The sequence below is a fragment of the Alsobacter soli genome, from assembly GCF_003004785.1.
GTDB classification, from domain to species: Bacteria; Pseudomonadota; Alphaproteobacteria; order Rhizobiales; family Beijerinckiaceae; genus Alsobacter; species Alsobacter soli.
Genome location: NZ_PVZS01000035.1, coordinates 28,483 through 51,241, shown reverse-complemented (window position 1 = coordinate 51,241; position 22,759 = coordinate 28,483). Strand labels below are relative to the sequence as shown.

Genomic DNA, 22,759 nt, shown 5'->3' with positions numbered 1-22,759 from the left:
AGCGCGGGTTGCCGATGGCGAACAGGTAGCCGACCGGGATGTGGTACCAGATCCAGTTGTCCATCCCGCCCGCTTCCAGCACCAGCACGCGGTTGCGCCCGTCGGCGGACAGCCGGTTCGCCAGCACGCAGCCGGCGGAGCCGGCCCCCACGACGATGTAGTCGAACGTGGGATCGTTCCGGGATGCGGACATGACGGACCTGTTCGGGTGCTTGGGTTTCGGGTCAGACGGCCAGGTAACGTTGCTTCACGTCCGGGGCGCGGTCCAGCGCCGGCCAGTCCCCGCTGAAGACGATCTGGCCGCTGTCGATGATGTAGAGACGATCGGTGCATTGCCGGGCGAACCACAGGTTCTGCTCGCTGAGCAGCAGGGCGGCGCCCGTCTCCACGCAGGCGGCTTTCACATCCCGCGCGAGCTGCTCGACGATCACGGGAGCGAGTCCCTCCGTCGGTTCGTCCAGCATCATCAACTTCGGCCGCGCGGCGATGGCGCGCGCCACGGCGACCATCTGCTGCTGCCCGCCGCTCAGGCGCCCGCCCGGGCGGTCCTTGATGGGGACGAGCATGGGGAAGCGCTCGATGACCACTGCGGCCGGTAGCGCGTTGCCCCCCGCCGCGTAGCGCGCCATCTCGATGTTTTCCGCCACGGTGACGTGGCCGAAGATGCGTCGGTCCTCGGGCACCAGCGAGAGCCCCAGGCGCACGCGGCGGAAGCTCGGCATGTCGCGCAGGTTCTCGCCCTGCCACTCCACAAGCCCGCTGACGCGCGGGCCGGCGTTCATGAGGCTCTTGAGAAGGGTGGACTTGCCCGCGCCGTTTCGCCCCACGATGGCGACCCGCTCGCCATCCCCCACGGTGATGCCGACCCCGTGCAGCACCTGGCTGTCGCCGTAGAAGGCGTCGAGCCGCTCAACCTTCAGCACCGTACATCTCCTTGCCGAGATAGACTTCCTGGACGGTCGGGTTGGCGCGGATCTCGTCCAGCGTCCCGCACGCGATCGGCTCGCCGTGGTTCATCACGAAGATGCGGTTGGCCAGGCCGAAGATCACGTCCATGTCGTGCTCGGTCATCACCACCGTCAGCCCGCTTTCCCCCCGCAGGCGGCGGATCAGTTCGGCCGTCGCCATGCGGTCGGCGGGCGACATGCCCGCGGTGGGCTCGTCGAGCATCAGGATCTTCGGCCGGCCCGCCAGGGCGATGGCGAACTCGAGCCGCTTCTTGTCTCCGTGCGACAGGAAGCGCGCGTCCGAGGCCGCTTTATCGGCGAGGCCCACGCGCTCGAGCTGCTCCATGGCCTCGGCCCGGACGTCGGCGCGCGGCCGGGTCTGGAACCAGCGTGGGGCGGCAGCGTCGCCGCGAGAGCTTCGCCGGGCCTCGACGGCCACGATCACGTTCTCCTCGACGGTGAAGTCCGGGAAGATGCGCGCGACCTGGAAGGTGCGGCCCATGCCGAGCCGCACGCGCTCGAAGGCGGGTGCCCGCGTGACGTCCCGGCCGGCGTAGCGGACCGTCCCGGCGTTGCAGGGCGCTTCCCCGGTCATCACCCGGAACAGGGTCGTCTTGCCGGCCCCGTTGGGGCCGATGATCGCGAAGGTCTCTCCCTCCGCGACATCGAGGGTGACGCCCTTGAGCACTTCGAGCGCGCCGTAACTCTTGCGGATGTCGGCGATGGACAGGAGCGTGCTCATCAGGCCTCTCCGGCAGGGGTCGGGACCGTCGCGGCGCGGACTCGGGCGCCGCCGCCTGCTGCGGCGGCTGGACGATTGCGCCTCGACTCGAACCGGCGGAGGAGGCCCATGACGCCGCTCGGAGCCGAAAGCACGATGACGAGCAGAACCACGCCGATGACGATTTCGGACAGGCCGATCAGGGTGCGCGTCGCGTAGTTGATCGCCGTGAACAGGATAGTGCCGATCACCGGGCCCCAGAACGACTGGGCGCCGCCCAGCAGGGAGGCCAGCATGGGCTGGGTGGAGTGGATCCAGTGAGCCGAATCCGGGGTGATGATCTGCGCCCAGGGCGCGTAGAGGGCGCCGGAAACCGCCGCCACCGCGCCCGACAGGGTGAAGGCGCCGAGGCGGTAGCGCCACACGTCGACGCCCATGAAGGCGGCGCGCTCGGGGTCCTGGCGGATAGTCTGCAGCACGCGTCCGAGCGGCCCCTTGGCGACCAGCCACAGGACCCAGGCGAGCAGCGCGGAGGCGACGAGCAGGAACCAGTAGTAGGACTGGCCGCTGGTCAGGTCGAGCCGCGCAACGCCCAGGTTGACAGCCGGGCGCGGGATCGCGGACAGGCCGTCCTCGCGCCCCAGCGCCGTGCTGTAGGCGATCAGCACGCGCAGCACCTCGCTGAGCGCCAGGGTGAGGATCGCGAAATGGATGCCGCTTGAGCGGCGCAGCGCGACCAGGCCGACCAGGAAGGCCGTAAGCGCCCCCAGCGCCCCTGCCCCACCCAGCAGCGCCAGGAAGGGAACGCCTGTCGCATAGCGCAGGCCGGCGCCGCAGAGGTATCCGCCGATGGCGAAGAAGGCGGCGTGGCCGAAGCTCGCCATGCCGGTGAAGCCGAACAGCAGGTTCCAGGACAGGGCGAACACCGCCTCGACCAGGGCGAGTCCGACGATGAAGGTCACCCCCTGGTTGGCCCAGACCGGCAGGGACGCGAGGACGACGAGAGCTGCGGCGATCGCGAGGAAGTGGATCGGCTTCACGTGCTGGCGCTCCCGAACAGGCCCTGCGGCTTCACCAGCAGGAAGACGACGACGAACACGTAGGTCGCGAGCCCCGGGATGTTGGGCAGCAGCACGGAGCTCGCGCTCTCGATCACCCCAAGCAGGGCCGAGGCGATGAAGGCGCCGCGGATGTCGCCGAGGCCGCCGATGATCACCGCAATGAAGGCCAGCAGCAGGTAGGACCCGCCCAGCACGGGCGAGAGCGTCTGGTTCGGCAGCAGGATGCCGCCCGCGAGCCCCGCCAGCATGAAGCTGGCGACGACGCTCAAGGTCAGCGCCACCGGGACGTTGACGCCCAGCAAGCCCGTCATCCAGCTGTCGTTGGAGATAGCCTGCAGCAGCTTGCCCAGCCAGGTGCGGTGGATCGCGAGGTCCAGCGCGACGTACACGAGGACGCCGAAGCCGATCAGAAAGGCCGAGTAGGTGGGGATGAACAGCGAGCCCACGATGATGGCGTCGTCCAGCAGCGGCGGCGGATTGATGGAGGCGTAGTTGACGCCCCAGATCAGCTTCACCGCCCCCTCGCAGATCAGCAGCACCGCGAAGGTGGCGATCAGCATGTAGGCCTCGTCCACGTCGCGCAGGCGGCGCAGCACGGTCCGGTCGGTGATGAAGCCGAGCGCGCCCACGACCAGCCCGGCGGCCACGCTCGCCAGGAGGAACAGCCACAGCGAGGGCGGGTTGCTGCCCACGATCATGAAGGCCACGTAGGCGCCGATCATGAAGAAGGCGCCGTGGGCGAAGTTCAGGATCTTCAGGATGCCGAAGATCAGCGTCAGGCCCGCGGCGACGAGGAACACCGCCATGCCGGTCGCGAGGCCGTTGATGATGGTGAACAGCATTCCCCCTCCCTAGACCGCCCGGAACCAGACGCCGCCGACCCGCGCCGCGTCCGCCCGCGTCTCCAGCCCGCGTTGCTTCGCGGCCTGCAGCATTCTAGCCCTGTCGAGGCCGGCGACGTCCACGGCTGCGAGGCTGTCGCCCGTTCCCTCGCCGGCGGTCGTGAAGCGCACTTCGCCGCCGTCGAGCCGGATGCGCGCGCCCTCCACGGGCCGGCCGATCGCGGCGCTCCAGCGCCGGGCCACGGCCTCTGGGTCGCGGCAGGCGAGTTCGGCGCCGGCGAGCGCGGGCGCGGATCTGCCCGAGGGCTTCCAATGCGGCCCGGCCGGATACCAGCCGCCGTCGAAGGGCCGCCCTTCCCGCTGCAGGGAAAAGGCCAGCATGGTCCCGCCGGTGTCCCGCGGGTCCAGGTGCAGGTCCCGGTACTGCGGGTAGTCGGCCCCGCCGGCGACCCGGAAGCCCGCGGCCCGGGCGCGCTCCTCGTAGGGATCGAGGGCGTCCACCTCCACGATGAACATGTACCCGGCGTCGCCGCCCTTCCGCTGAAGGAAGCGCACCACGGGCGCGTCCGGGCGCGTCGCTGCGACCACCTCGATGAAATCGTCGCCCACCGGCAGCATGGCGTTCACCAGCCCGTGCTTGGCGAAAAAGGCCGCCGAGTGCGGCGCAGGCGGCTCATAGGGCACGCCATAGCGGCCGAGGTCGGCCTTGCCGTGCACGGGCTCCGCGCCGAGCACGGCGCGCAGGTCGTCCACCGTGGCGTAGAGGTCGCGGGCGGCCACGCAGACCTGGCGCAGGCGGATGCGTTCGTTCGCCATGTCAGCGCCCCCTGAAGACCGGCTTGCGGCGCTCGCGGAAGGCCGCGACCGCCTCCGCGTGGTCGTCCGTGCGAGCGGAAAGAGCCTCGTACGCCATCAGCGCGTCCATGTGCTCGGCCGCGAAGTTGCGCAGGCCGCGGTTGACCGCGACCTTGGTCCAGCGGATCGCCTGCGTGGCGCCGCGCGCCAGCTTGCCCGCGATCGCCGCCACCTTGGCGTCGAGCTCCGCCGCCGGGACAACGTGGTTCACGAGGCCGATCCGCTCGGCTTCGGCGGCGCCCAGGAGGTCGCCGGTCAGCAGAAGCTCCTTGGCCCTCAGGTACCCGACCACGTGGGGCAGGATCACCGCCGCGCCGTCGCCGGCGACCAGGCCGACGCGCACATGGGGGTCGCCCCAGCGGGCCGTGTCGGCAGCCACGACCACGTCGGAGCACAGGGCCAGCGTGGCCCCGAAGCCGATGGCGTCGCCGTTCATGCGGCAGATCACCGGCTTGGGCAGCTCCAGAAGCGAAAAGACGATCTGCTTGGCCTCCTCCACCAGATAATTGAAGGCCTGCGGCTCATCGATCAGCGATTGCAGCCACTCCAGGTCGCCTCCGGCGCAGAAGGCCGGGCCGGCGCCCGTAAGCACGACGACATCGCTGTCCGGGTCCTCGGCGATGTCCCGGAAGACCCGCGCCAGCCGGGTGTGCAGGGCGCCGTTGACGGCGTTCATCTGGTCGGGCCGGTTCAGCGTCAGGGTCAGGACCCGGTCGCGGCGCTCGATGATCAGTTCGGGATGCTCGGACATGGTCAGGCCCCCTGCTCGCGCGCGGCGTCGCCATCGACGTAGCGCGCCATGTGGAAGGTGAGGTCGCCGTAGGATTTCCCCGCGACCTGCAGGCGCTTGTAAAAGTGGCCCACGGGGTGCTCCTCGCTCATGCCGATTCCGCCATGAAGCTGGATCGCCTGCTGCCCCACGAAGGCGGCGGCCTGCGTGATCGCCACCTTGCTGGCGGACACGGCCCGGGCGCGCTCCGCAGGAGGCGCGTCCAGGAAGCTCAGGCCGCGGTAGAGCATGGAGCGGGCGTTCTCCGCCGCCACGAACATGTCGGCGAGCCGATGGGCGAGCGTCTGGAACTCGCCGATGGGCCTTCCGAACTGGCGGCGCGTCTTGAGGTAGTCCGCCGTCATCTCGATGGCGGCCTCCATGGCGCCCAGACAGTCAGCGGCGGCGCCCATGGCGGCGCGGTCGGCGGCTTCGGCGAGGCGATCCCAGCCCTCGTCGGGGCCGGCGACCATCGCCCCGGAGGGGATCTCCACATCAGCCAGGACGAGATCCGCCGCGCCTCGGCCGTCGAGCGTCCGGTAGGGACGGACGGTCAGCCCGGGTGTTCCAAACGGGACCATGAACACGCCAATGCCCCGCCGGTCGCGGGCTTCGCCGAACAGGCGGGCGGAAACCATGAAGGCGTCCGCCGAAGCGCCGTCCAGCACGACGATCTTGCGGCCGGACAGGCGATAGCCTTCTGCCGTTTCGCGAGCGGCGGTCTCCACGTGGGCCAGGTCGTACCGGCTCCCCGGCTCTTCCGTGGCGAGCGCCAGCAGGCTCTCGCCGGCGACCACCAGCTCCAGGGTCGCGAGGCGTTCCGCGTAGCCTTCGCAACGGGCGAGCAGCCCGGCGCACACCACGGCGGTGCTCAGCAGGGGCGCGCCGACAAGGCCGCGGCCGAGCTCTTCGAGAATGATGGCGGCTTCGAGCATGCCGCCGCCGAACCCGCCTGCTTCCTCGGGCAGCGCCGCGCCGAGCCAGCCGAGCTCGGCGAAGGCGGACCAATGGTCCCGCGAGAAGCCATCCCCCTGCCGGGCGGCGGCCAGACGCTGCTCGACGGGGGCGGCCTCGGCCACGAAGCGCCGCGCGCTGTCGCGCAGCAGGGCCTGCTCTTCAGTCAGGGAGAAATCCAAGACGGCGACCTCAGAGGCTGAACACTTGCTTGGCGATGATGGTGCGCTGGATCTCGTTGGATCCGGCGTAGATGGACGCGGCCCGCAGGAAGAGCTGCCGGGCGGCGACGCCGGGGACGTCGGGCGAGGCGAAACCCGGCAAGTCGCCGGCCACGTCGTCCTCGCCATAGAAGGGGACGCCCAGCGGCCCCAGCAGGTCATAGGCGAGTTCGCTGATGCGCTGCTGGATCTCGCTGCCGGTGATCTTGAGTCCGGACGCCGAAGCCTGCGTGCGCTCCCCCTCGGGACTCGCCAGGACGCGCAGCACGGACCATTCGAGGGCCGCGAGGTCGATCTCGAGCTGGGCCAGGCGCTGGCGGATGTCGGGATTGTCGACCAGACGAGCGCCGCTCGCGTCCGGCGCCTCGGCGCGGGCGCGCAGGAGCTGCAGGTCGCGCCTGGAGCGCGGCACCTGGGCGTTGGAAACCCGCTCGTTGCCGAGGAGGAACTTGGCGTAGGTCCAGCCCTGCCCCGCCTCGCCGAGGAGATCCACCGCCGGCACGCGGACGTTGTCGAGGAACACCTCGTTCACCGAGTGCCCTTCGTCGATGGTCACGATGGGCCGAACCGTGACGCCGGGCTGGTTCATGTCGAACATCAGGATCGAGAGACCGCCCTTCTGGGGCGGCACGTCGGGGTTGGTGCGGGCAAGGCAGAACATCTTGTCGGCGTAGTGCGCCTCCGTGGTCCAGATCTTCTGTCCGTTGATCACGTAGTCGTCCCCGTCGCGCGCCGCGGTGGTGCGCACGGACGCGAGATCGGACCCGGAGCCCGGCTCGGAGAAGCCCTGGCACCAGAACACGTCGCCGCGCAGGATGGGCCCAAGGTGCAGTTCCTTCTGGCGCGGCGAACCGAAGGTGTAGAGCAGCGGCCCGATCAGCCGCAGGCCGAAATAGCTGAGGAACGGGGCGTCGGCGGCCGCGCACTCCTCCTCGAAGATGTGGATGCGCAGGGCCGACCAGCCGGTCCCGCCGTACTCCCGCGGCCAGTGCGGCGCGACCCAGCCCTTGTCGTACAGGATCCGATTCCACGCCTGCAGATCGGCCTTCGGGGTGTGGCCGCCGCGCCGGGTGCGCCGGGCCATGTCGGCCGGCACGGCCGACCGCACGAAGTCGCGAACCTCGCGCCGGAAGGCCTCGTCCTCGGCCGTGAGCTTCAGGTCCATGCGCGTCCTCCCTGGCGACGCTTCCGCGGCGGCCGGCTCGAAGCCGGCTGCTCATTCGCGCTCCTCGAAGCCTATGGGCCCCGCCGCAGCGCGTCAACGTTTTTCGAATTTGAATTCTGTTTCTATTTACGTCAGTGGTAGGTGCGCCCGCCGTCCACGGCCAGGGTCACACCCGTCACGAAGCTGGATTCCGCGCTCGTCAGGAAAAGGATGGCCTGCGCCACCTCGATCGGCTCGCCGATGCGGCCGAGCGCGTAGACGGACTTGGCGCGCTCCGCGAGCGCCTCCGGGTCCGGGAACCAGGACGTCACCATGCCGGTGCGCGTCATGCCCGGGCACACCACGTTGACGCGCACCTGCGGCGCGAGCTCCGCGGCGAGCACTTTGCTCAGCATGGCGAGGCCGCCCTTGGAGGCGCCGTAGGCCGACAGCTCCGGATAGGGCAGCAGGGCCGAGCCTGATCCGACATTGACGATCGTGGCCGCGCCCGCGGCCCTTAGATGCCGAGCAGCGGCGCGTGAGACCAGGAAGGGACCCGTCAGGTTCACGTCCAGCGTCTTGCGCCAGAGCTCCAGGCTGGTCTCCTCCAGCTTGCGCACCGGGAAGATACCCGCCGCGTTGACGAGACCATCCAAGCCGCCCATCCGCTCGGCGGCCTGCGACACGGCGGACTCGACCGCCTGCTCGTCCGAGACGTCGACCGAAAACGCGTGTGCGCCGATGCGCCCTGCAAGCTCCCGGGCGCCTTCCCCCACGTCGAACAACGCGAGGGCCGCGCCTTCCCTGGCGAACAGTTCGGCGGTCTCCCGGCCGATGCCCGAGGCCGCGCCGGTGACGATGATGCGGCGGCCGGCGAGGCGGCCGTTGGACGAAGGGGACATGGGCATGGGATCAGGCCTGGGTCTGGGTTGGGGCGCGGCGCAGGCCCTTGGCCCGGTCGCGCAGGATGTCCTTGCGAACCTTGCCGACGGCCGTGCGGGGGAACTCGGTCACGAGCTCCACGCGCTCGGGGATCTTCTGCATGGCCAGGCCCGCGCCGACGAGGTAGCGGCGGATCTCGGGAAGCTCGACGCGTCGGCCGGGCTTGGGGATCACGAAGGCGCAGGCCGCCTCGCCCGTGCGCTCGTCCGGCATGGCCACGATGGCGATGTCGTCGATGTCGGGATGGCCGAGCAGAATGTCCTCGACCTCCTTGGGGCTGATGTTCTCCCCGGCGCGGATGATGATGTCCTTCTTCCGCCCGGTGACCACGATGAAGCGGCCCTCGACGAAACGCCCGAGGTCGCCCATGTGGAAGAACCCGTCAGGGTCGAAGGCGCCGGCGTTGTCTTCGTCCCGGGCGTAGCCCACGAACATCTGGGGGGCGCGCGCGATGATCTCGCCCTCCCCTCCCGGGGCTACGGGCGCGCCGGTCGCCGCATCGACGATGCGCGCCTCCCCGAAGCAGAGCTCGCCGTCGGTCTCTGCGCCTTGCTCCAGCATGGCCCGCGCGTTGACGCCGGCAGTGATGCACGGCACCTCGGTGGAGCCGTAGATGCGCGCCGGAGCGCAGTTCGGGAATGTGGCGGCGGCTTCGCGGATCAGGTCCGGGGGCACCTGCGCGCCGCCGCAAAGGAAGAAGCGGAGAGCCGGAAGGCTCTCCCCCTGGCTCTTCGCCGCCGCGACGAGTTGCTGCAGGAAGATGGTCGCCGCCACCGTGCCGGTACAGCCGCGCCGTCGCATCATGCCGAGGCCGAGCTCGGCCTCCCAGACGTCCAGCATCACGGTCTGCAGACCCGCCATCCAGGGCAGGACGAGGGAATACAGGTAGCCCGTGACGTGGGTCACCGGCGTCGGGTTGAACATCACGTCGTCCGGCCCGAGCCCCAGATGCCTGATGCGCGCCACGTTCTCCGCCTGAAGGGAGTTGTGGGTGTGCAGCACGCCCTTCGCCCGGCCGGTGGTGCCCGAGGTGTACATGATGAGCTTGACCGCGTCCGGGTCGGCGCCGGGCAGCTCCCCCGCGTCGGCCGGGGCCGACGCCAGGAGGTCGGCGTAAGAGCGGTGGCGGCCCGGGTCGCCACGCACCACGACCACCTCGACCGGCGCCTCGAGCTTGTCGGAGACCCGGTCGATCATCTCGACATAGTCGAAGCCCCTGAACTCCCGCGGGAGGAAGATCAGCTTGCTGCGGCAGTCGCGCAGCATGAAGGCGGTCTCGGCGTCCCGGTAGATCGGGATGATCGGATGGACCACCAGGCCGGCGAGCGCCGCCGCCAGGTTGATCACGACCGCCTCCGCCCAGTTGGGCAGCTGGAAGGTGATCGTGTCCCCCGGACGCAGCCCGCGCGCCACCAGCGCGCGGGCCAGCGTGTTGGCCTCGTCCCAGAGCTGCCCGACCGTGAACGCGCGCTCGCGCTCGACCACGAGGACCTTGTCGGGCGTCGCGGCGACGCGCTCGCGGGCGTAGTCCGCGATCGTCTTGCCGGTCCACCAGCCCTCGCCGCGGAGGCGCTCCGCCTGGTCGTCGTCCCAGCGGATGGACCACCCGCTGATGTCGCGTCGCATGTTCACGGCCGCCAACTCCTCAGAGGTTCTGGAACTTCACCGCCTGGCCCGGCGTCGGCGGCTCGATGACGTCGGCCCCTGGCACCCGGACGAAGTTGGACACCTCCCACCCGAGCTCGTTGTCCTTGGGGTTGATCTCGATGAAGTTGATGTCGAGGATCGCCTGGTGGTCCTCCTTGCGGAAGGTCCGCTTTCCCTTGGCCGTATCGAAGGACATGCCTTCCATGGCCGCGACCACGGCCTTCGCGTCCGTGCTGCCCGCCTTGCGGATGGCGTTGGCGTAGGCGTAGACGGCCGCGTGGCCCTGCTCGACGTAGCCCAGCGGGAACTTGTCCCCGGTCGCCGCCACGTAGTCATCGTAGAGCTGCTTGCCCATGGGCTGGTCGGCGTAGCCGCCGAAGTACCAGTGCATGGCCGTCCAGAAGTTCGGGATCATGCGCTTGCCCAGCGCCTTGGGAACGTTGAACTCGTTGGCGCCGTCGGCCACCGCCTTGAACTTGCGGCTCAGCCCGAAGCTCGCGCCCTGCGCCAGCAGGGTCACGGCGTCCGCGCCGTTGGTGTTGTTGTACAGCCCTTCCGCCGGCGTCTGCATGAGCGTCGTGAGCTGCTGCTTGAAGTCGGTCGCGCCGAACTTCGTCAGCACCGGCTCGAGGATCTTCACGTCCTTCTTGGCCAGGGACGGGTAGTAGGTCTTGAGCCCGTCCTTGAAGGCGTCCCAGGCGGAGAAGCCGTAGGCCGCGTCAGGGAACACGCCGGCCCAGGTGGTGACGTTCGGGTACCGCTCGGCCATCACGCGCGCCAGGGCGCGGTAGCGCATGTAGGAGTTGTCGCTGATGCGGAAGTAGTTCGGCACGTAGCTCTCGTGCGTGAGCCCGTCCGAGATCGCCGCGCAGGAGATCAGCGTGGCGTTGGCCTCGCCCAGCAGCGGCATCATGCCCATGGCGGACGCGGTCTGGATGGCTCCGAACAGGAGCTTCACGTCCTGGCCGAAGAGGTCGCGCGCCTGGGTCACGGCCTCGGCGCCGCTCGCCTTGTCGTCGCGCGCCACGATCTCGAGCATGCGGCCATTGACGCCGCCCGCCTTGTTGATCTGCGCGACGGCGATCTTGGCGCCCAGCAGCATGGGCGCGCCGAGCACCTCCTGGGCGCCGCTGAGCGGCGCCACGTAGCCGAGGCGGATGGGCGCGCCGCCTTGCGCGAAAGCCGGGCCCGCGCCCGCCGCCGCGAGCGCGCCGAGGGCCGATCCGCCGGCCAGCACCGAACGCCTGGTCAATCCTGTGGTCATGGTGTCCTCCCTCCCCCGCGCCGCTTCCGGGCGCTTGCTGCGACGAATGTCGGTCCGTCAGCTCCACCACCGCCCGCCGTTCACGATCAGCGACTGGCCGGTGATGAAGCGGCTCTCCTCCGCCGCGAAGAACGCCACGGCGTTGGCGATGTCCTTGGGCTCGCCGGCGAAGCCGAGCGGCGTTTCCTTGAGGTATTCCTTCCAGATGGGCAGGCGGTCGGCCGCGCGGGTGCGGATCGGGCCCGGGCACACCGCGTTCACGTTCACCTGGAAGGGCGCGAGCTCGCGCGCGAGCGCGCGCGTCATCCCGATCACGCCCGCCTTCGCGGCCGCGTAGTCCGCCACCCCGATCGAGCCCATGTACGCGGCCTCGGACGAGATGCTGATGATCTTGCCCGAGCGGCGCTCGCGCATGGCGGGGACGACGAGGCGCGAGCAGGTCAGGGCCGTGTAGAGGTTCAGCCGGATCACGAAGTCCCAGGTCTCGAACTCGGAGCAGTAGAACTCCGACGCCCGCTCGCGGGCGCTCTGGCCGACGTTGTTGAGCAGGATGTCGACCTGGCCGAACTCCTTCTCGATGGTCCCGAACGCCTCCGCGACCTTGAAGCGGTCGGTGCAGTCCACGACGAGCGGCAGCGGGCGGCGGCCGAGCTCGGCGATGGCCTGGGCCGTCTCCTCCAGCGCGTTCTTCTCGATATCGATGATGGCCACGTCCGCGCCGTGACGGGCGAGCGTGATGGCGCAGGCCTGGCCGATGCCGTTGGCCGCGCCGGTGACGACGGCGAACTTGCCGTTGAGATCGTAGGTCACGTCGTTCTCCGTGGAGGGAGCGGAAGGGGTCAGGTGATCAGGCCGCCGTCGACGGTGTAGACGCCGCCGGTGCAGTAGCTGGCCTCGTCGCTGAGCAGGAAGGCCACGAAGTTCGCGACCTCCTCCGGCCGGCCGTTGCGGTCGATGGCGCGGCCGCCGCCGGCCCACGGGCCGAGCCCGGCGCCGACGGCCAGCTGCTGCAGCATGGGGGAGTCGATCGCCCCGGGGCACACGGCGTTCACCCTGATGCCATGGCGGCCGTTCTCCAGCGCCGCCGAGGAGCTCAGCGCCACCACGGCCCGCTTGGAGCTGCCGTAGAGCGCCCGGTCCGCCCGCGCCCGGAGCGCAGCCACGGAGGCGAAGTTGACGACGGCCCCGCCCCGGCCCTGCCGGATCATCTGGCGCAGGCCCGCCCGCAGCGGCAGGAACACGCCGCGGACGTTGACGCGGTGGACGCGGTCGAACTCGTCCGGATCCATCTCGGCGATGGGGCCCGACCGGCCGAGGATGCCCACGGCGTTGACCAGCAGGTCGAGGCCGCCGAACGCCTCGACGGCGCGCGACACGGCGGCGTCCGCCCCCTCGATGCTGGACACGTCCGCGATGAGGCCCACCACGCCCGGGATCTCGCGCTCGAGCCGCGCCAGTCCCTCGCGGTCGAGGTCGACCGCCAGGACGCGGGCGCCGTTGGCGGCCAGCGTCCTGCAGATCTCCACCCCGATCGCGCCGGCGCCGCCGGTCACGATCGCGCCCTTGCCGTCCAGTCCTCGGAACGCCATCGATCTCTCCTCCTTCGCGCGACGCCGCGACCCGCCTTACGCGTAGCGGATCGGCTGGCCGGGCGACGGAGGTTCCGCAATGGCGGCGCTGTTGAGCTTCACCTGGTCGGACACGGCCCAGCCCGGCTCCTCGGCCTTCGGTCCCAGCTTGATCAGGTTCACGTCCCCGATCGCCTGGTGGTCCTCCTTGCGGAAGGTGATGCGGCCCTTGCAGCTCTCGAAGCTCATGCCTTCGAGCGCGCCGATCACGGCCGCGGTCTCGGTCGATCCCGCAGCCTTGATGGCGTTGGCGTAGGCGTAGAGGCACATGTGGGGCGGGCCCATGTAGCCCGTCGGGTGCGTGTCCTTGGTGCGCGCCACGTACTCGTCGTAGAGCGCCTTGCCGATCGGATTGTCGAGGTAGGATCCGTAGTACCAGTGGCTCGCCGACCAGAAGGTCTCGGGCAGGTTCTTCTTCAGCGTCTTAGCGTAGATCAGCTCGCCGCTGAGGTCCATGAACAGCTTGATCTTGCGCGTCAGGCCGAGCGGCCGCGCCTGCGTCAGCAGGGTGAGGAAGTCTTCGCCCGTGAGGCTCTGGTAGACGGCCTCCACGGGCAGTTGCATCAGGCTCGCCACCTGGTTCTTGAAGTCGATCGCGCCGTACTTGAACAGGATGGGATCGGAGATCTCCGGCTGCTTCTTGGCGATCTGCGGGTAGTCCTGCCGCAGCCCGTGGGAGAAGGCCTTCCAGACCGCGTGGCCGAATTCCGCGTCGGGGATCATCGCGCCCCAGCGGGTCACGTCCGGATAGCGCTCGGCCGCAAGCCGCGCCTGGGCGTGGCAGCGCACATAGCTGCTGTCCGTGATGCGGAAGTAGTTCCTGTTGAACGCCTCGTGCGTCAGCGTATCGGCGATGGCGCCGCAGCTCATGAAGACGCCGTTCGCCTCGGGCATGATGCCGGACACGGCGAGGCCGGACACGGTGTTCAGGCCGCCGACGAACAGGTTCACGCCGTCGCCGATCAGCTCGCGGGCGGCCGAGATGGCGGCGTTCGCGTTGGCCTTGTCGTCGCGCACGACCAGCTCGAGCGTGCGGCCCAGCACGCCGCCCGCCTGGTTGATCTGGTCCACGGCGATCTGGGCGGAGAGCTGGCAATCCGGCGCGTAGGTCGCCTGCGATCCCGTGAGCGGCAGCAGGTAGCCGATCCGGATTGGCCCCGTTCCCTGCGCCCAGGCCCGGCCGAGCCCGCCCGTGGCGGCGAAGCCGGCGCCGGCCGCGACCGTCTTGAGAATGCCTCTGCGGCTGATGGTCATGATGTCCTCCCCGGCGCCGCATGGCGTGCGCCCGGCGCCCTCATCATCCGGGGCGGGCCGGGCGCCGCGGCGCTCGTGGCGCCGGTGCGACGATGCCGAAAAGGGATCACAGCCCGGCAGGACCGTCAACCATTTTTGAATTCGTATTCGACTTTGAAAATGACGTGACCCTGCGCGTGGAGAGGCTTGCGGCCCGGCGCGCCGAGCAGCACGAGTCTGGGAAGGGTCCCTGGTCAGGCGAGCCGGCGCGAGCCGGCTGTCAGGGCGCGGGCGCGCGAGGCGGACCGGCCCCGTCGAAGAACAGGCGGGCCGCCTGGTCGGCGATCTGATCCACGGACATGCGGCCCGGTTTGAACCACTCGATGGACCAGTTCATCATGCCCAGCAGCAGCAGGCGCAGCACGGAAAGGTCCACGTCGGGCGCGATGGCGCCCTCGGCGCGGGCGGCGTCGAACAGGTCGCGCCAGATGCCGGCGTTCTGGTCGAGCACCTTGAGGAAGTGCTCCTGCAATTTCTCGGGAATCTGGTCGAAGATGCGCATGTGGGCGGAGGTGTAGTCGTTGTCCGACAGCACGATCCGGAAATGACCGTGGATGGCCGCCGTGATGCGCTCCCGCGCCGTCGCTCCCACGGGTTGCTCCGAGATGGCGGCGTTGACGTAGCTCGCCGTCTTCTCGTTCGCGATGCGCAGCACCTCGGAGACGATCGCCTCCCGTGATTCGAAGTAGTAGTAGATGCTGCTCGTCTGGGTACGGGCCTTCTTGGCGATGTCGCTCAGGCGCGCGTGGGCGTAGCCCTTGCGACGGAACACATAGGCGGCGGCGTCCAGGATGCGGGCCCGCGTCGCTTCCGATTTCTTGATCGGCGGCTTCTTGGGCTTGGCCGCGCGCGGCCTCGCCTCCCGCGCCGAGGCGCTGTCGATGCTCATGGGCGGAATTCCGTTGCGATGGGGGAGCGGCGGGGCTCGTCGGTGCTGGACATGACTACTGGCCCGGCCGCGTGTGGATGCTCAGCCTGAGGCGTCCGCGCGCCTCGGACGCCATGGGAACGCGCTCGTGCGCCGCCTTGATCCGCTCCAGGCGATCCCGGAGCTCCGCCGGGAAGGGCCTGGCGGCGGGCGGCGCCATGCGCACATGGATCGTCACATATTCCGCGACAGCCGCAAGATAGGCTTCGCGCTCGTTGTGGATCTCGAACGCCAGATGCAGGCGCTTGTCGTCGAGATCGACAATGCGCGTCGACACCAGCAAAGGATCGCCGAGCTTGAGCTCCCGGAAGTGGCGCACGTGCGATTCCAGAACGAAATTGGATTCTCCGGTGCGCACCCTGAAGTCCACGCCGTAGTCCCACGCGTTATGGGCCTCGATCGCCGGCTCCTTGATGATGGCCAGGTAGTAGCAGGCGTTCATATGGTCGTTGCCGTCGATCCATTCCGGAGCGACGATGGCGCGCGAAATCGGCAGGCTTTCGAGGAGCGTGGGCGCGAGGGTCATGCTGGTTCCGCAGCGGCCATGGGCACCCGCTCCCAGCTGGTCGCCGGTCCCCTTTTTCTTCGGTACAGCCGGCCGGCCGCGCGGTCAAGAAAGTTGATTTCGAATTTGAATTCGATAGATTCGGCCCGCGCACCGCCCTGCTCGGGGACGGCGCTCCGGCTCGCAGAGGCCGGCCGCACGAGGAACGCCCAGCCATGACGACGTCGCTCGCTCCCGACGCCTCCCCGCCGCCGGCCTGGCGCCGCCGCCTGGAGTCGCGCCGGGCCGAATACCGCGCCTCGGACGCCTGGTCCGGCGACACCATCGCGCGCCTCGCCCTCCGGCGCTGCGCCGAAGGGCCGGACCGGGTGGCGCTGATCGACGGGGACCGGCGGGTCACTTTCGGCCGGCTCGTGGACGAGGCGGCCCGCCTCGCCGCCTGGCTGGAGAAGGCCGGCCTGCGGCCGGGCGACGTGGTGTCCTACCAGTTGCCCAACTGGTACGAGGCCGCGGTGCTCAACCTGGCGGCCGCCATGGCGGGCCTGGTCGTGAACCCGCTGGTGCCCATCTACCGCGACGCGGAGGTGGGCTACATGCTCGCCGACTGCCGCAGCAAGGCGCTGTTCACGCCGCAGCGCTTCCGCAGCTACGATTATCTCGACATGGTGCGGCGCCTGCGGCCAACCCTCCCCGACCTGCTGCGGGTCGTCGTCGTGCGAGGCGAAGCCGGCGAGTTCGACGCCTTCGAGACGGCGGTCGCCGGGCCGCCGATGCCGCCCGAGAGCTTCGCCTCCGACGCGAATGCAATCAAGCTGATCCTGTATACAAGCGGCACCACCGGGCGCGCCAAGGGCGTCCTGCACACGCACGCGACCATCATGGCCGCCATGCGCACCTTCGGCGATTTCTGGAGCGTGACGCCGCAAGACTGCGTGTTCATGGCCTCGCCGGTCAGCCACATCACGGGCTACCTCTACGCGCTGGAGCAGCCCTTCGTGCTGTCGACGCCCGCCGTGCTGATGGACGTCTGGCAGCCGGACACGGCGGCGGAACTCATCCGGACGCACGGCTGCACCATCGCCTTTGGGGCGACGCCCTTTCTGAATGAGCTCGCCGCCTCGGTGGAGCGCAGCGGACGCCCGCTCCCGAGCCTGCGGCTGTTTCCATGCGGCGGGGCTCCTGTCCCGCCGGAGGTCGCCTACCGGGCCCAGCGGGCGCTCGCGCCGTGCGTCGTGTGCCGGATCTACGGCGCCACCGAGGTTTCCGGGCCCATCGCTTTCGGGGCGCGCAACGGCGACGCCCGCCTCGCGGCCGAGACGGACGGCGAGATCTTCAACGCCGATGTCCGGATCGTCGACCCGCGAACCGGGCAGGACGTCGCGCCCGGCCAGGAAGGCGAAATCCTGCTGCGGGGCCCACAGACCTTCGTGGGCTACCTCGACCCGCGCGACGACGAGGCGGCTTTCGACGGGCGCGACTTCTTCCGCACCGGCGATCTCGGCAAGATCGACCCGCCCGGCTACATCGTCACGACCGGTCGCTCCAAGGACCTGATCATCCGCGGGGGCGAGAACCTCAGCCCGCGCGAAATCGAGGACAAGCTTCTGGAGCATCCGGCCGTGCAGGAAGCCGCCGTGGTGGGCATGCCGGACGAACGCCTGGGCGAGGCCGTCTGCGCCTACGTGACGTGCCGGCCCGAGGGTCGCATCGACCAGGCGGAGGCGGCCCGCTTCCTCGTCGAGCGGCATCTGGCCAAGCAGAAGATCCCGATCCGCCTGGAGGTTGTCGAGGAATTGCCGAAGACGCCGACCGGGAAGGTCCGCAAGGACATTCTGCGTCAGCGCGCGGCTGGCGGCTCCCCGTCATGAGCGGCCCAGGCGCCGTTCGTGTCGGCCGCGTGGAAGGGCCGGTCGATTTCGATCCGGCGAGACTCGCCGCCTTCCTGAGCCGCCAGCTCGGCGTCTCGGGCGAGATCGACATCGCCCGCGTCGGGGGCGGCCAGTCGAACCCGACCTATTTCGTCTCGGCGACCGGGCGCGACCTCGTGCTGCGGAAGCGGCCGAACGGGGCCACGCTGGCCTCGGCCCACGCGGTGGACCGCGAGTTCCGTGTGCTGCAGGCGCTCGCCGACACCCCGGCGCCGACCCCGCGCCCGGTGCTGTTCCACGCCGAGGACGACGTTGTGGGCACGCCGTTCTACCTCATGGAGCGGCTCGACGGCCGCGTGTTCCACGACAGCGCCCTGCCGGGTGTGTCGCCAGACGAGCGGCGTGCGATGTACCTCTCGGCGGCGGACGCCCTGGCGGCGCTGCACGCCGTCGATCCGGCCAGCGTCGGCCTCGCTGACTTCGGCCGCGCCGGCAACTACTTCGCGCGCCAGCTCAGGCGCTGGGGCAGGCAATGGGCCGAATCCCCGACGCGAGACATTCCCGAGCTCGACGCGGTGATCGCCTGGCTCGAGGAGCGGCTGCCGCCGGACGACGGCGCGCTCTCGGTCGCGCACGGCGACTACCGCATCGGCAACCTGATCTTCCACCCGACGGAACCCCGGGTGATCGGCATCCTCGACTGGGAGCTCGCCACCGTCGGCGATCCGCTCGCGGACCTCGGGTTCTGCTGCATGACCTGGCTGATCGGGCCGGAGGAATACGCCGGAATCCGCGGCCTCGACCTTCCGGCGCTCGGCATCCCGACCATGGAGGACTTCGTGGCGCGCTACGAGGGCAGGCCGCACCCGTCCGGCCGGCTGCAGCCGTTCCACTTGGCCTTTGCGCTGTTCCGTTTCGCGGTCATCTTCGTAGGCATCGCCGACCGCGCCCGGGCGGGAACGGCGGCGGACGCCGACGCAGCCGCGACCGGGCGCCTCGCCGTCAACTTCGCCCGCCGCGCCCTCGCCGTGGCGCAGGGCGCCTGAACGCCTCGCCACCCGCCTCAAGGGAATCTCGCCATGGATCTCGGAGCCCTCATCGCCGGTCGCCACCTCCTCGTCACCGGCGCATCGGGCGGGCTGGGCGAGCACTTCGCCCGGCTCTTCGCCCGCCACGGGGCCGTGGTCACGGTCGCGGCGAGGCGCAAGGAGCGCCTGGACAGGCTGGTCGACGAACTCCGGGCCGCCGGCGCCGCGCAGGCCCGCGCCATCGCTCTCGACGTGGCGGACGAAGGGTCCGTGGCCCGAGTCTTCCCAGAGTTGGAGGCGGCGGGGGCCCCTCCCCTCGACGTGCTCGTCAACAACGCCGGGGTGGCCGACACCCGGCTCGCCATGGACGTCGGCGCGGCCGAGTTCGACCGCATCCTCGACACCAATCTCAGGGGCGCATGGCTCCTGTCCGTGGAGGCGGCCAGGGCCTGGCGCGCGGCGAAGCGGCCGGGCGCCATCGTGAATGTCGCCTCCATCCTTGGCCTGCGGCCCGGGACAGGCGTGGCGCCCTATTCGATCTCCAAGGCGGGCCTGATCCAGATGACCAAGTCGCTCGCCCTGGAGTGGGCGCGCTTCGGCATCCGGGTGAACGCGCTCTGCCCGGGCTACATCGGCACGGACATCAACGCCGAGTACTTCGCCACGGACGCCGGCAAGCGCATGATCGATCGCATTCCCATGCGCCGCCTGGGCCGCCCGGAGGACCTGGACGCCGCGGTGCTGCTGCTCGCCTCCGACGCCTCGGGCTGGATGACCGGCTCGGCCCTGGCCGTCGATGGCGGACACCTCGTGTCGTCTCTCTGAACCCGCTGCGCTGAACAGGATCGACCCATGGACTTCACCATCCCGGCCACCGTCGAGGACACCCGCGCCCGCATCGCCGCCTTCGTCGAGCGCGAAATCCTGCCGCTTGAGTCCGACCCGACCGCCTATGACGCCCACGAAAACATCGCGCCCGCCCCGCTGGCCGCGCTTCGCGCCAAGGCGAAGGCGGAAGGCCTGTGGTGCCTCCAGCTGAAGCCCGAGACCGGCGGCCTCGGCCTCGGCAAGGTCGGCATGGCGGTCTGCTACGAGGCCATGAACCGCTCCATCTTCGGACCTGTCGCGTTCAACTCGGCCGCGCCGGACGACGGCAACATGATGGTGCTGGAGAAGTCGGCCACGCCTGCCCAGCAGGAGCGCTGGCTCCAGCCCATCGTGCGCGGCGAGCTGCGCTCCGCCTTCGCCATGACGGAGCCGCATCCCGGCGGGGGCTCCGACCCATCCATGATGACCACGCGGGCCGAGCGGCGCGGCGACGTCTACGTGGTCACCGGTCGCAAGTGGTTCATCACCGGCGCGGAGGACGCGGCGCACTTCATCCTGATCGCCCGCACCTCTGACGACCCGCGGCACGGGCTCACCGCCTTCCTGTTCCACCGCGACCAGCCCGGCTGGCGCATCCTGCGCCGCATCGGCATCATGGGCCCGGAGGAGCACGGAGGCCACTGCGAGCTCGCCTTCGAGGGCCTGGAGATCCCGGCCGAGAACGTCCTGCTGGGCGAGGGCCAGGGGCTCAAGCTCACCCAGATGCGGCTCGGGCCCGCGCGCCTCACCCACTGCATGCGCTGGCTCGGCCTCTCGAAGCGCTGCGTCGAGATCGCCAAGGCCTATGCGGCGGAGCGCTCGGGCTTCGGCGTGAAGCTGGCGGAGCGCGAGAGCGTCCAGCTCATGCTCGGGCGCCTCGGGATGGACATCGAGATCGGCCGGATGCTGGTCATGAAGGCCGCCTGGGAGCTCGACCGCGGCGGGTTCGCCCGCAAGGAGATCTCGATGGCCAAGGTCCAGGTCGCCAACGTGCTGCACCAGGCGGCCGACGTGGCGATCCAGATCAACGGAGCCCGCGGCTACTCCAAGGACACCGTGCTGGAGTGGATCTACCGTTACGCCCGCCAGGCGCGTCTGGTGGATGGCGCCGACGAGGTGCACCGCATGGTGCTGCACAACGCCATGCAGAAGGAAGGCGACGCCTTCTGGAAGTGGCAAGTCGGATAGCTGGAGCCGTTCGCTCCCGGCCGGGACGACCGCCTTGGGTCGACGGGGTGGCCGCTGAGCGCAGGGAGGCCCGCCAAGCCTGCGAGGGCGCCGAGCTGCCCCGTGCTAAGTCCCCCGTCGGGCTCCGGGCTGCCCTGGCGCCAGGCCGCCGAGCGGCTCAATTTGACATTGGGATTTTGTATAGTAACGTTCCGCCGTCATGAAGAACCGGACGATCATCTCGCGCTTCCAGCGCTTTACAGGGGTGCTGATCGCGGGCCTCTAGCCCCGAGCCGTCCGGTTGCGCCCGGTCTGGTTCGGGGCGCCGGGTCCGCAACGTGCGCCAGCCGCCACGTGCGTCCGAAACAATCCGTCACGTCGAACCACTCCCGCGCTCGTCGCTGCCGGGTGCGCGGGAGCGCGCGATGCCGGCGACAACCCTTCAAGCACACGCGGTCGCCGTCCGACCGTCTCAGATCCGGATTCCAAGGTCGCCTCGCTGGGGAGCCGCCCCGTCCCCAGCGGCTTGGCGTCCAACCGACATCGCCCCAGAACGGATCCGCCCCCCGACCGCGCCCCACACAGCCCAGTGAGACCTTAGCCATGCCAGCATCAGCCAGAGTCCGCCGTCAGGCGGTTCGAACCCCGCCCGTCTCGATCGAGGCGGAGCATTACCGCCGGCTCTCCGCCCTTGCGGCCGCCGCGAGCGCCACCCATCCCGAGGTCTCCGAGTTCCTGGCCGGCGAGCTGGAGCGCGCCAGCGTCGTCGAGCGACTTCCACGCAACGTCGTGGGGCTGGGCAGCCTGGTCCGCTTCCGCGACGAATGCACCGGGCGTACCCAGGAGGTCGTTCTCGTCTACCCGCAGGACGCCGACATCGAGAAGAAGAGGGTCTCGGTGCTGACGCCGATCGGCGCAGCCCTGCTCGGGGTGGCGGCCGGCAGGGCCATCACGTTCCACACGCACACCGGCGAGCAGCGCGAGCTCACCGTCCTGAACGTCGCCAGGGCCGAAGCCGAAGCCTGAGGGAGATGTCCGCGACCCCGGCGGGCAGAGATCGCGGACAGCTTCCGCTCGTGCAACTGGTTCGCAGGAGCAAACATAACGTTGGACGAACCCTGGTCCCTGTGCTGTCTGCCTGCCGAAAGACGCGAAGCAGCACCTGGACGAGAGGACGAGATGGAGACCGGTCTGAAACTGGCCTTCGGCAGCATCGCCGTAGGGGTGCTGGTTCTCGGCCTGAAGTACCTGGCCTTCGTGTGGACCGGCAGCGTGGCGCTCTACTCCGACGCGGTGGAGAGCGTGATCAATGTCGCGGCGGCCGTCGCGGCGCTGATCGCGGTCTGGTACAGCGCCCAGCCCGCGGACGAGAACCACCCCTATGGCCACCACAAGGCCGAGTACTTTTCAGCGGTGCTCGAAGGCGCGCTCATCATCGTGGCGGCCGTGGCGATCCTGCATGAGGCTTACGCGGCGTACCTCAATCCGCGGGCCATCGAGGCGCCGCTGAAGGGCCTGCTCGTCAACGGGTTCGCCAGCGCGATCAACGGGGCTTGGTGCTGGGTTTTGATCTCGCGCGGCAAGCGGATGCGCTCGCCGGCGCTGGTAGCCGACGGCAAGCACCTGCTCAGCGACGTGCTGTCTTCCGGAGGCGTCGTGCTGGGCGTGGCGCTGGCGGCCCTGACGGGGTGGTCTGTGCTCGACCCGCTGCTGGCGGCCCTCGTCGCCGTCAACATCTTGTGGTCCGGCTGGGGCCTCGTCCGGGACTCGACCGCCGGCCTGATGGACGCAGCCGTGACGCCGCAGGAGCGCGCCACCATCATGGCGGCGATCTCCGCGAACGCCCAAGGCGCCATCGAGGCGCACGACCTGCGCACCCGCCACGCGGGCAAGGCGACCTTCGTCGACCTTCACCTGGTGGTGCCGGGCTCCATGACCGTGGACGCCTCGCACGCCATCTGCGACCGGATCGAGGCCGCCCTGAAGGAGGCGGTTCACGGGGCCGTGGTCACCATCCACGTCGAGCCCGAGGGCAAGGCGAAGCACCACGGCATCCCGGTTCTCACGCCGGGAGCCGCATCGCGGGCCTGAGGCGTACGCGCCCATGC

At 70.0% G+C, this 22,759-nt stretch carries 23 protein-coding genes; 6 read left to right on the top strand and 17 right to left on the bottom strand.

What is annotated here, in order from left to right:
• The 17 genes from SLNSH_RS21795 to SLNSH_RS21715 all read right to left on the bottom strand — a co-directional run.
• Window positions 1–193, bottom strand: a 193-nt coding sequence (locus SLNSH_RS21795) for an NAD(P)-binding protein (RefSeq protein ID WP_146140346.1), incomplete at its 3' end; no start/stop codon positions are given.
• 31 nt (window positions 194–224) lie between these two features.
• Window positions 225–923 (bottom strand): ABC transporter ATP-binding protein, encoded by a 699-nt coding sequence (locus SLNSH_RS21790; RefSeq protein WP_106339950.1) that lies wholly within the window; start codon window positions 921–923, stop codon window positions 225–227.
• Window positions 910–1,689 carry an ABC transporter ATP-binding protein gene (locus SLNSH_RS21785; RefSeq protein WP_210202557.1) on the bottom strand — a complete coding sequence of 260 codons (780 nt, stop codon included), beginning with the start codon at window positions 1,687–1,689 and terminating at the stop codon, window positions 910–912. Before SLNSH_RS21785 ends, SLNSH_RS21790 begins: the two co-directional genes overlap by 14 nt.
• Window positions 1,689–2,708: a branched-chain amino acid ABC transporter permease gene (locus SLNSH_RS21780; RefSeq protein WP_106339948.1), complete on the bottom strand. Its 1,020-nt coding sequence runs from the start codon at window positions 2,706–2,708 to the stop codon at window positions 1,689–1,691. Before SLNSH_RS21780 ends, SLNSH_RS21785 begins: the two co-directional genes overlap by 1 nt.
• Window positions 2,705–3,571 carry a branched-chain amino acid ABC transporter permease gene (locus tag SLNSH_RS21775; protein ID WP_106339946.1) on the bottom strand — a complete coding sequence of 289 codons (867 nt, stop codon included), beginning with the start codon at window positions 3,569–3,571 and terminating at the stop codon, window positions 2,705–2,707. Before SLNSH_RS21775 ends, SLNSH_RS21780 begins: the two co-directional genes overlap by 4 nt.
• A gap of 9 nt (window positions 3,572–3,580) precedes the next feature.
• Window positions 3,581–4,387, bottom strand: a complete 807-nt coding sequence (locus tag SLNSH_RS21770; RefSeq protein WP_106339944.1) for a VOC family protein — start codon at window positions 4,385–4,387, stop codon at window positions 3,581–3,583.
• 1 nt (window position 4,388) lies between these two features.
• Window positions 4,389–5,177, bottom strand: coding sequence for an enoyl-CoA hydratase/isomerase family protein (locus SLNSH_RS21765; protein WP_106339942.1), 789 nt, complete (start codon window positions 5,175–5,177; stop codon window positions 4,389–4,391).
• Between the two features lie 2 nt (window positions 5,178–5,179).
• A complete protein-coding gene (locus SLNSH_RS21760; protein WP_106339940.1) occupies window positions 5,180–6,331 on the bottom strand; it encodes an acyl-CoA dehydrogenase family protein in 1,152 nt (383 codons plus the stop codon).
• A 10-nt stretch (window positions 6,332–6,341) separates the two neighbouring features.
• Window positions 6,342–7,535, bottom strand: coding sequence for an acyl-CoA dehydrogenase family protein (locus tag SLNSH_RS21755; protein WP_106339938.1), 1,194 nt, complete (start codon window positions 7,533–7,535; stop codon window positions 6,342–6,344).
• Window positions 7,536–7,666: 131 nt separating this feature from the next.
• Window positions 7,667–8,416 carry an SDR family NAD(P)-dependent oxidoreductase gene (locus SLNSH_RS21750; RefSeq protein ID WP_106339936.1) on the bottom strand — a complete coding sequence of 250 codons (750 nt, stop codon included), beginning with the start codon at window positions 8,414–8,416 and terminating at the stop codon, window positions 7,667–7,669.
• Between the two features lie 10 nt (window positions 8,417–8,426).
• Window positions 8,427–10,082 (bottom strand): AMP-binding protein, encoded by a 1,656-nt coding sequence (locus SLNSH_RS21745; protein ID WP_245422451.1) that lies wholly within the window; start codon window positions 10,080–10,082, stop codon window positions 8,427–8,429.
• Between the two features lie 19 nt (window positions 10,083–10,101).
• Complete coding sequence (locus SLNSH_RS21740) at window positions 10,102–11,367, bottom strand: ABC transporter substrate-binding protein (RefSeq protein ID WP_106339932.1); 1,266 nt, start codon at window positions 11,365–11,367, stop codon at window positions 10,102–10,104.
• Between the two features lie 57 nt (window positions 11,368–11,424).
• Window positions 11,425–12,177: an SDR family NAD(P)-dependent oxidoreductase gene (locus SLNSH_RS21735; RefSeq protein WP_106339930.1), complete on the bottom strand. Its 753-nt coding sequence runs from the start codon at window positions 12,175–12,177 to the stop codon at window positions 11,425–11,427.
• Window positions 12,178–12,206: 29 nt separating this feature from the next.
• On the bottom strand, window positions 12,207–12,956 hold the full coding sequence (locus SLNSH_RS21730) for an SDR family NAD(P)-dependent oxidoreductase (protein WP_106339928.1): 750 nt from the start codon (window positions 12,954–12,956) through the stop codon (window positions 12,207–12,209).
• A gap of 36 nt (window positions 12,957–12,992) precedes the next feature.
• The gene (locus tag SLNSH_RS21725; protein WP_106339926.1) at window positions 12,993–14,249 is read right to left on the bottom strand and encodes an ABC transporter substrate-binding protein; all 1,257 of its coding nucleotides are present in this window, start codon (window positions 14,247–14,249) and stop codon (window positions 12,993–12,995) included.
• A gap of 259 nt (window positions 14,250–14,508) precedes the next feature.
• Entirely contained in the window at window positions 14,509–15,177 is a 669-nt protein-coding gene (locus tag SLNSH_RS21720) for a TetR/AcrR family transcriptional regulator (RefSeq protein WP_106339924.1), read from the bottom strand.
• Window positions 15,178–15,232: 55 nt separating this feature from the next.
• Window positions 15,233–15,742, bottom strand: coding sequence for a thioesterase family protein (locus tag SLNSH_RS21715; protein WP_106339922.1), 510 nt, complete (start codon window positions 15,740–15,742; stop codon window positions 15,233–15,235).
• 194 nt (window positions 15,743–15,936) lie between these two features.
• Between SLNSH_RS21715 and SLNSH_RS21710 the strand changes: the two genes are divergently transcribed.
• The 6 genes from SLNSH_RS21710 to SLNSH_RS21685 all read left to right on the top strand — a co-directional run bounded on the left by SLNSH_RS21710 (window position 15,937) and on the right by SLNSH_RS21685 (window position 22,742).
• On the top strand, window positions 15,937–17,589 hold the full coding sequence (locus tag SLNSH_RS21710; protein WP_106339920.1) for an AMP-binding protein: 1,653 nt from the start codon (window positions 15,937–15,939) through the stop codon (window positions 17,587–17,589).
• Window positions 17,586–18,635 carry a phosphotransferase family protein gene (locus tag SLNSH_RS21705; RefSeq protein ID WP_106339918.1) on the top strand — a complete coding sequence of 350 codons (1,050 nt, stop codon included), beginning with the start codon at window positions 17,586–17,588 and terminating at the stop codon, window positions 18,633–18,635. Before SLNSH_RS21710 ends, SLNSH_RS21705 begins: the two co-directional genes overlap by 4 nt.
• 33 nt (window positions 18,636–18,668) lie before the next feature.
• Window positions 18,669–19,442, top strand: a complete 774-nt coding sequence (locus SLNSH_RS21700) for an SDR family NAD(P)-dependent oxidoreductase (RefSeq protein WP_106339916.1) — start codon at window positions 18,669–18,671, stop codon at window positions 19,440–19,442.
• Window positions 19,443–19,469: 27 nt separating this feature from the next.
• The gene (locus tag SLNSH_RS21695) at window positions 19,470–20,672 is read left to right on the top strand and encodes an acyl-CoA dehydrogenase family protein (protein WP_106339914.1); all 1,203 of its coding nucleotides are present in this window, start codon (window positions 19,470–19,472) and stop codon (window positions 20,670–20,672) included.
• A gap of 582 nt (window positions 20,673–21,254) precedes the next feature.
• Window positions 21,255–21,677 (top strand): nucleoside diphosphate kinase regulator, encoded by a 423-nt coding sequence (gene rnk / locus SLNSH_RS21690; protein ID WP_106339912.1) that lies wholly within the window; start codon window positions 21,255–21,257, stop codon window positions 21,675–21,677.
• Between the two features lie 153 nt (window positions 21,678–21,830).
• The gene (locus tag SLNSH_RS21685; RefSeq protein ID WP_106339910.1) at window positions 21,831–22,742 is read left to right on the top strand and encodes a cation diffusion facilitator family transporter; all 912 of its coding nucleotides are present in this window, start codon (window positions 21,831–21,833) and stop codon (window positions 22,740–22,742) included.
• The last annotated feature ends 17 nt before the right edge of the window (window positions 22,743–22,759 follow it).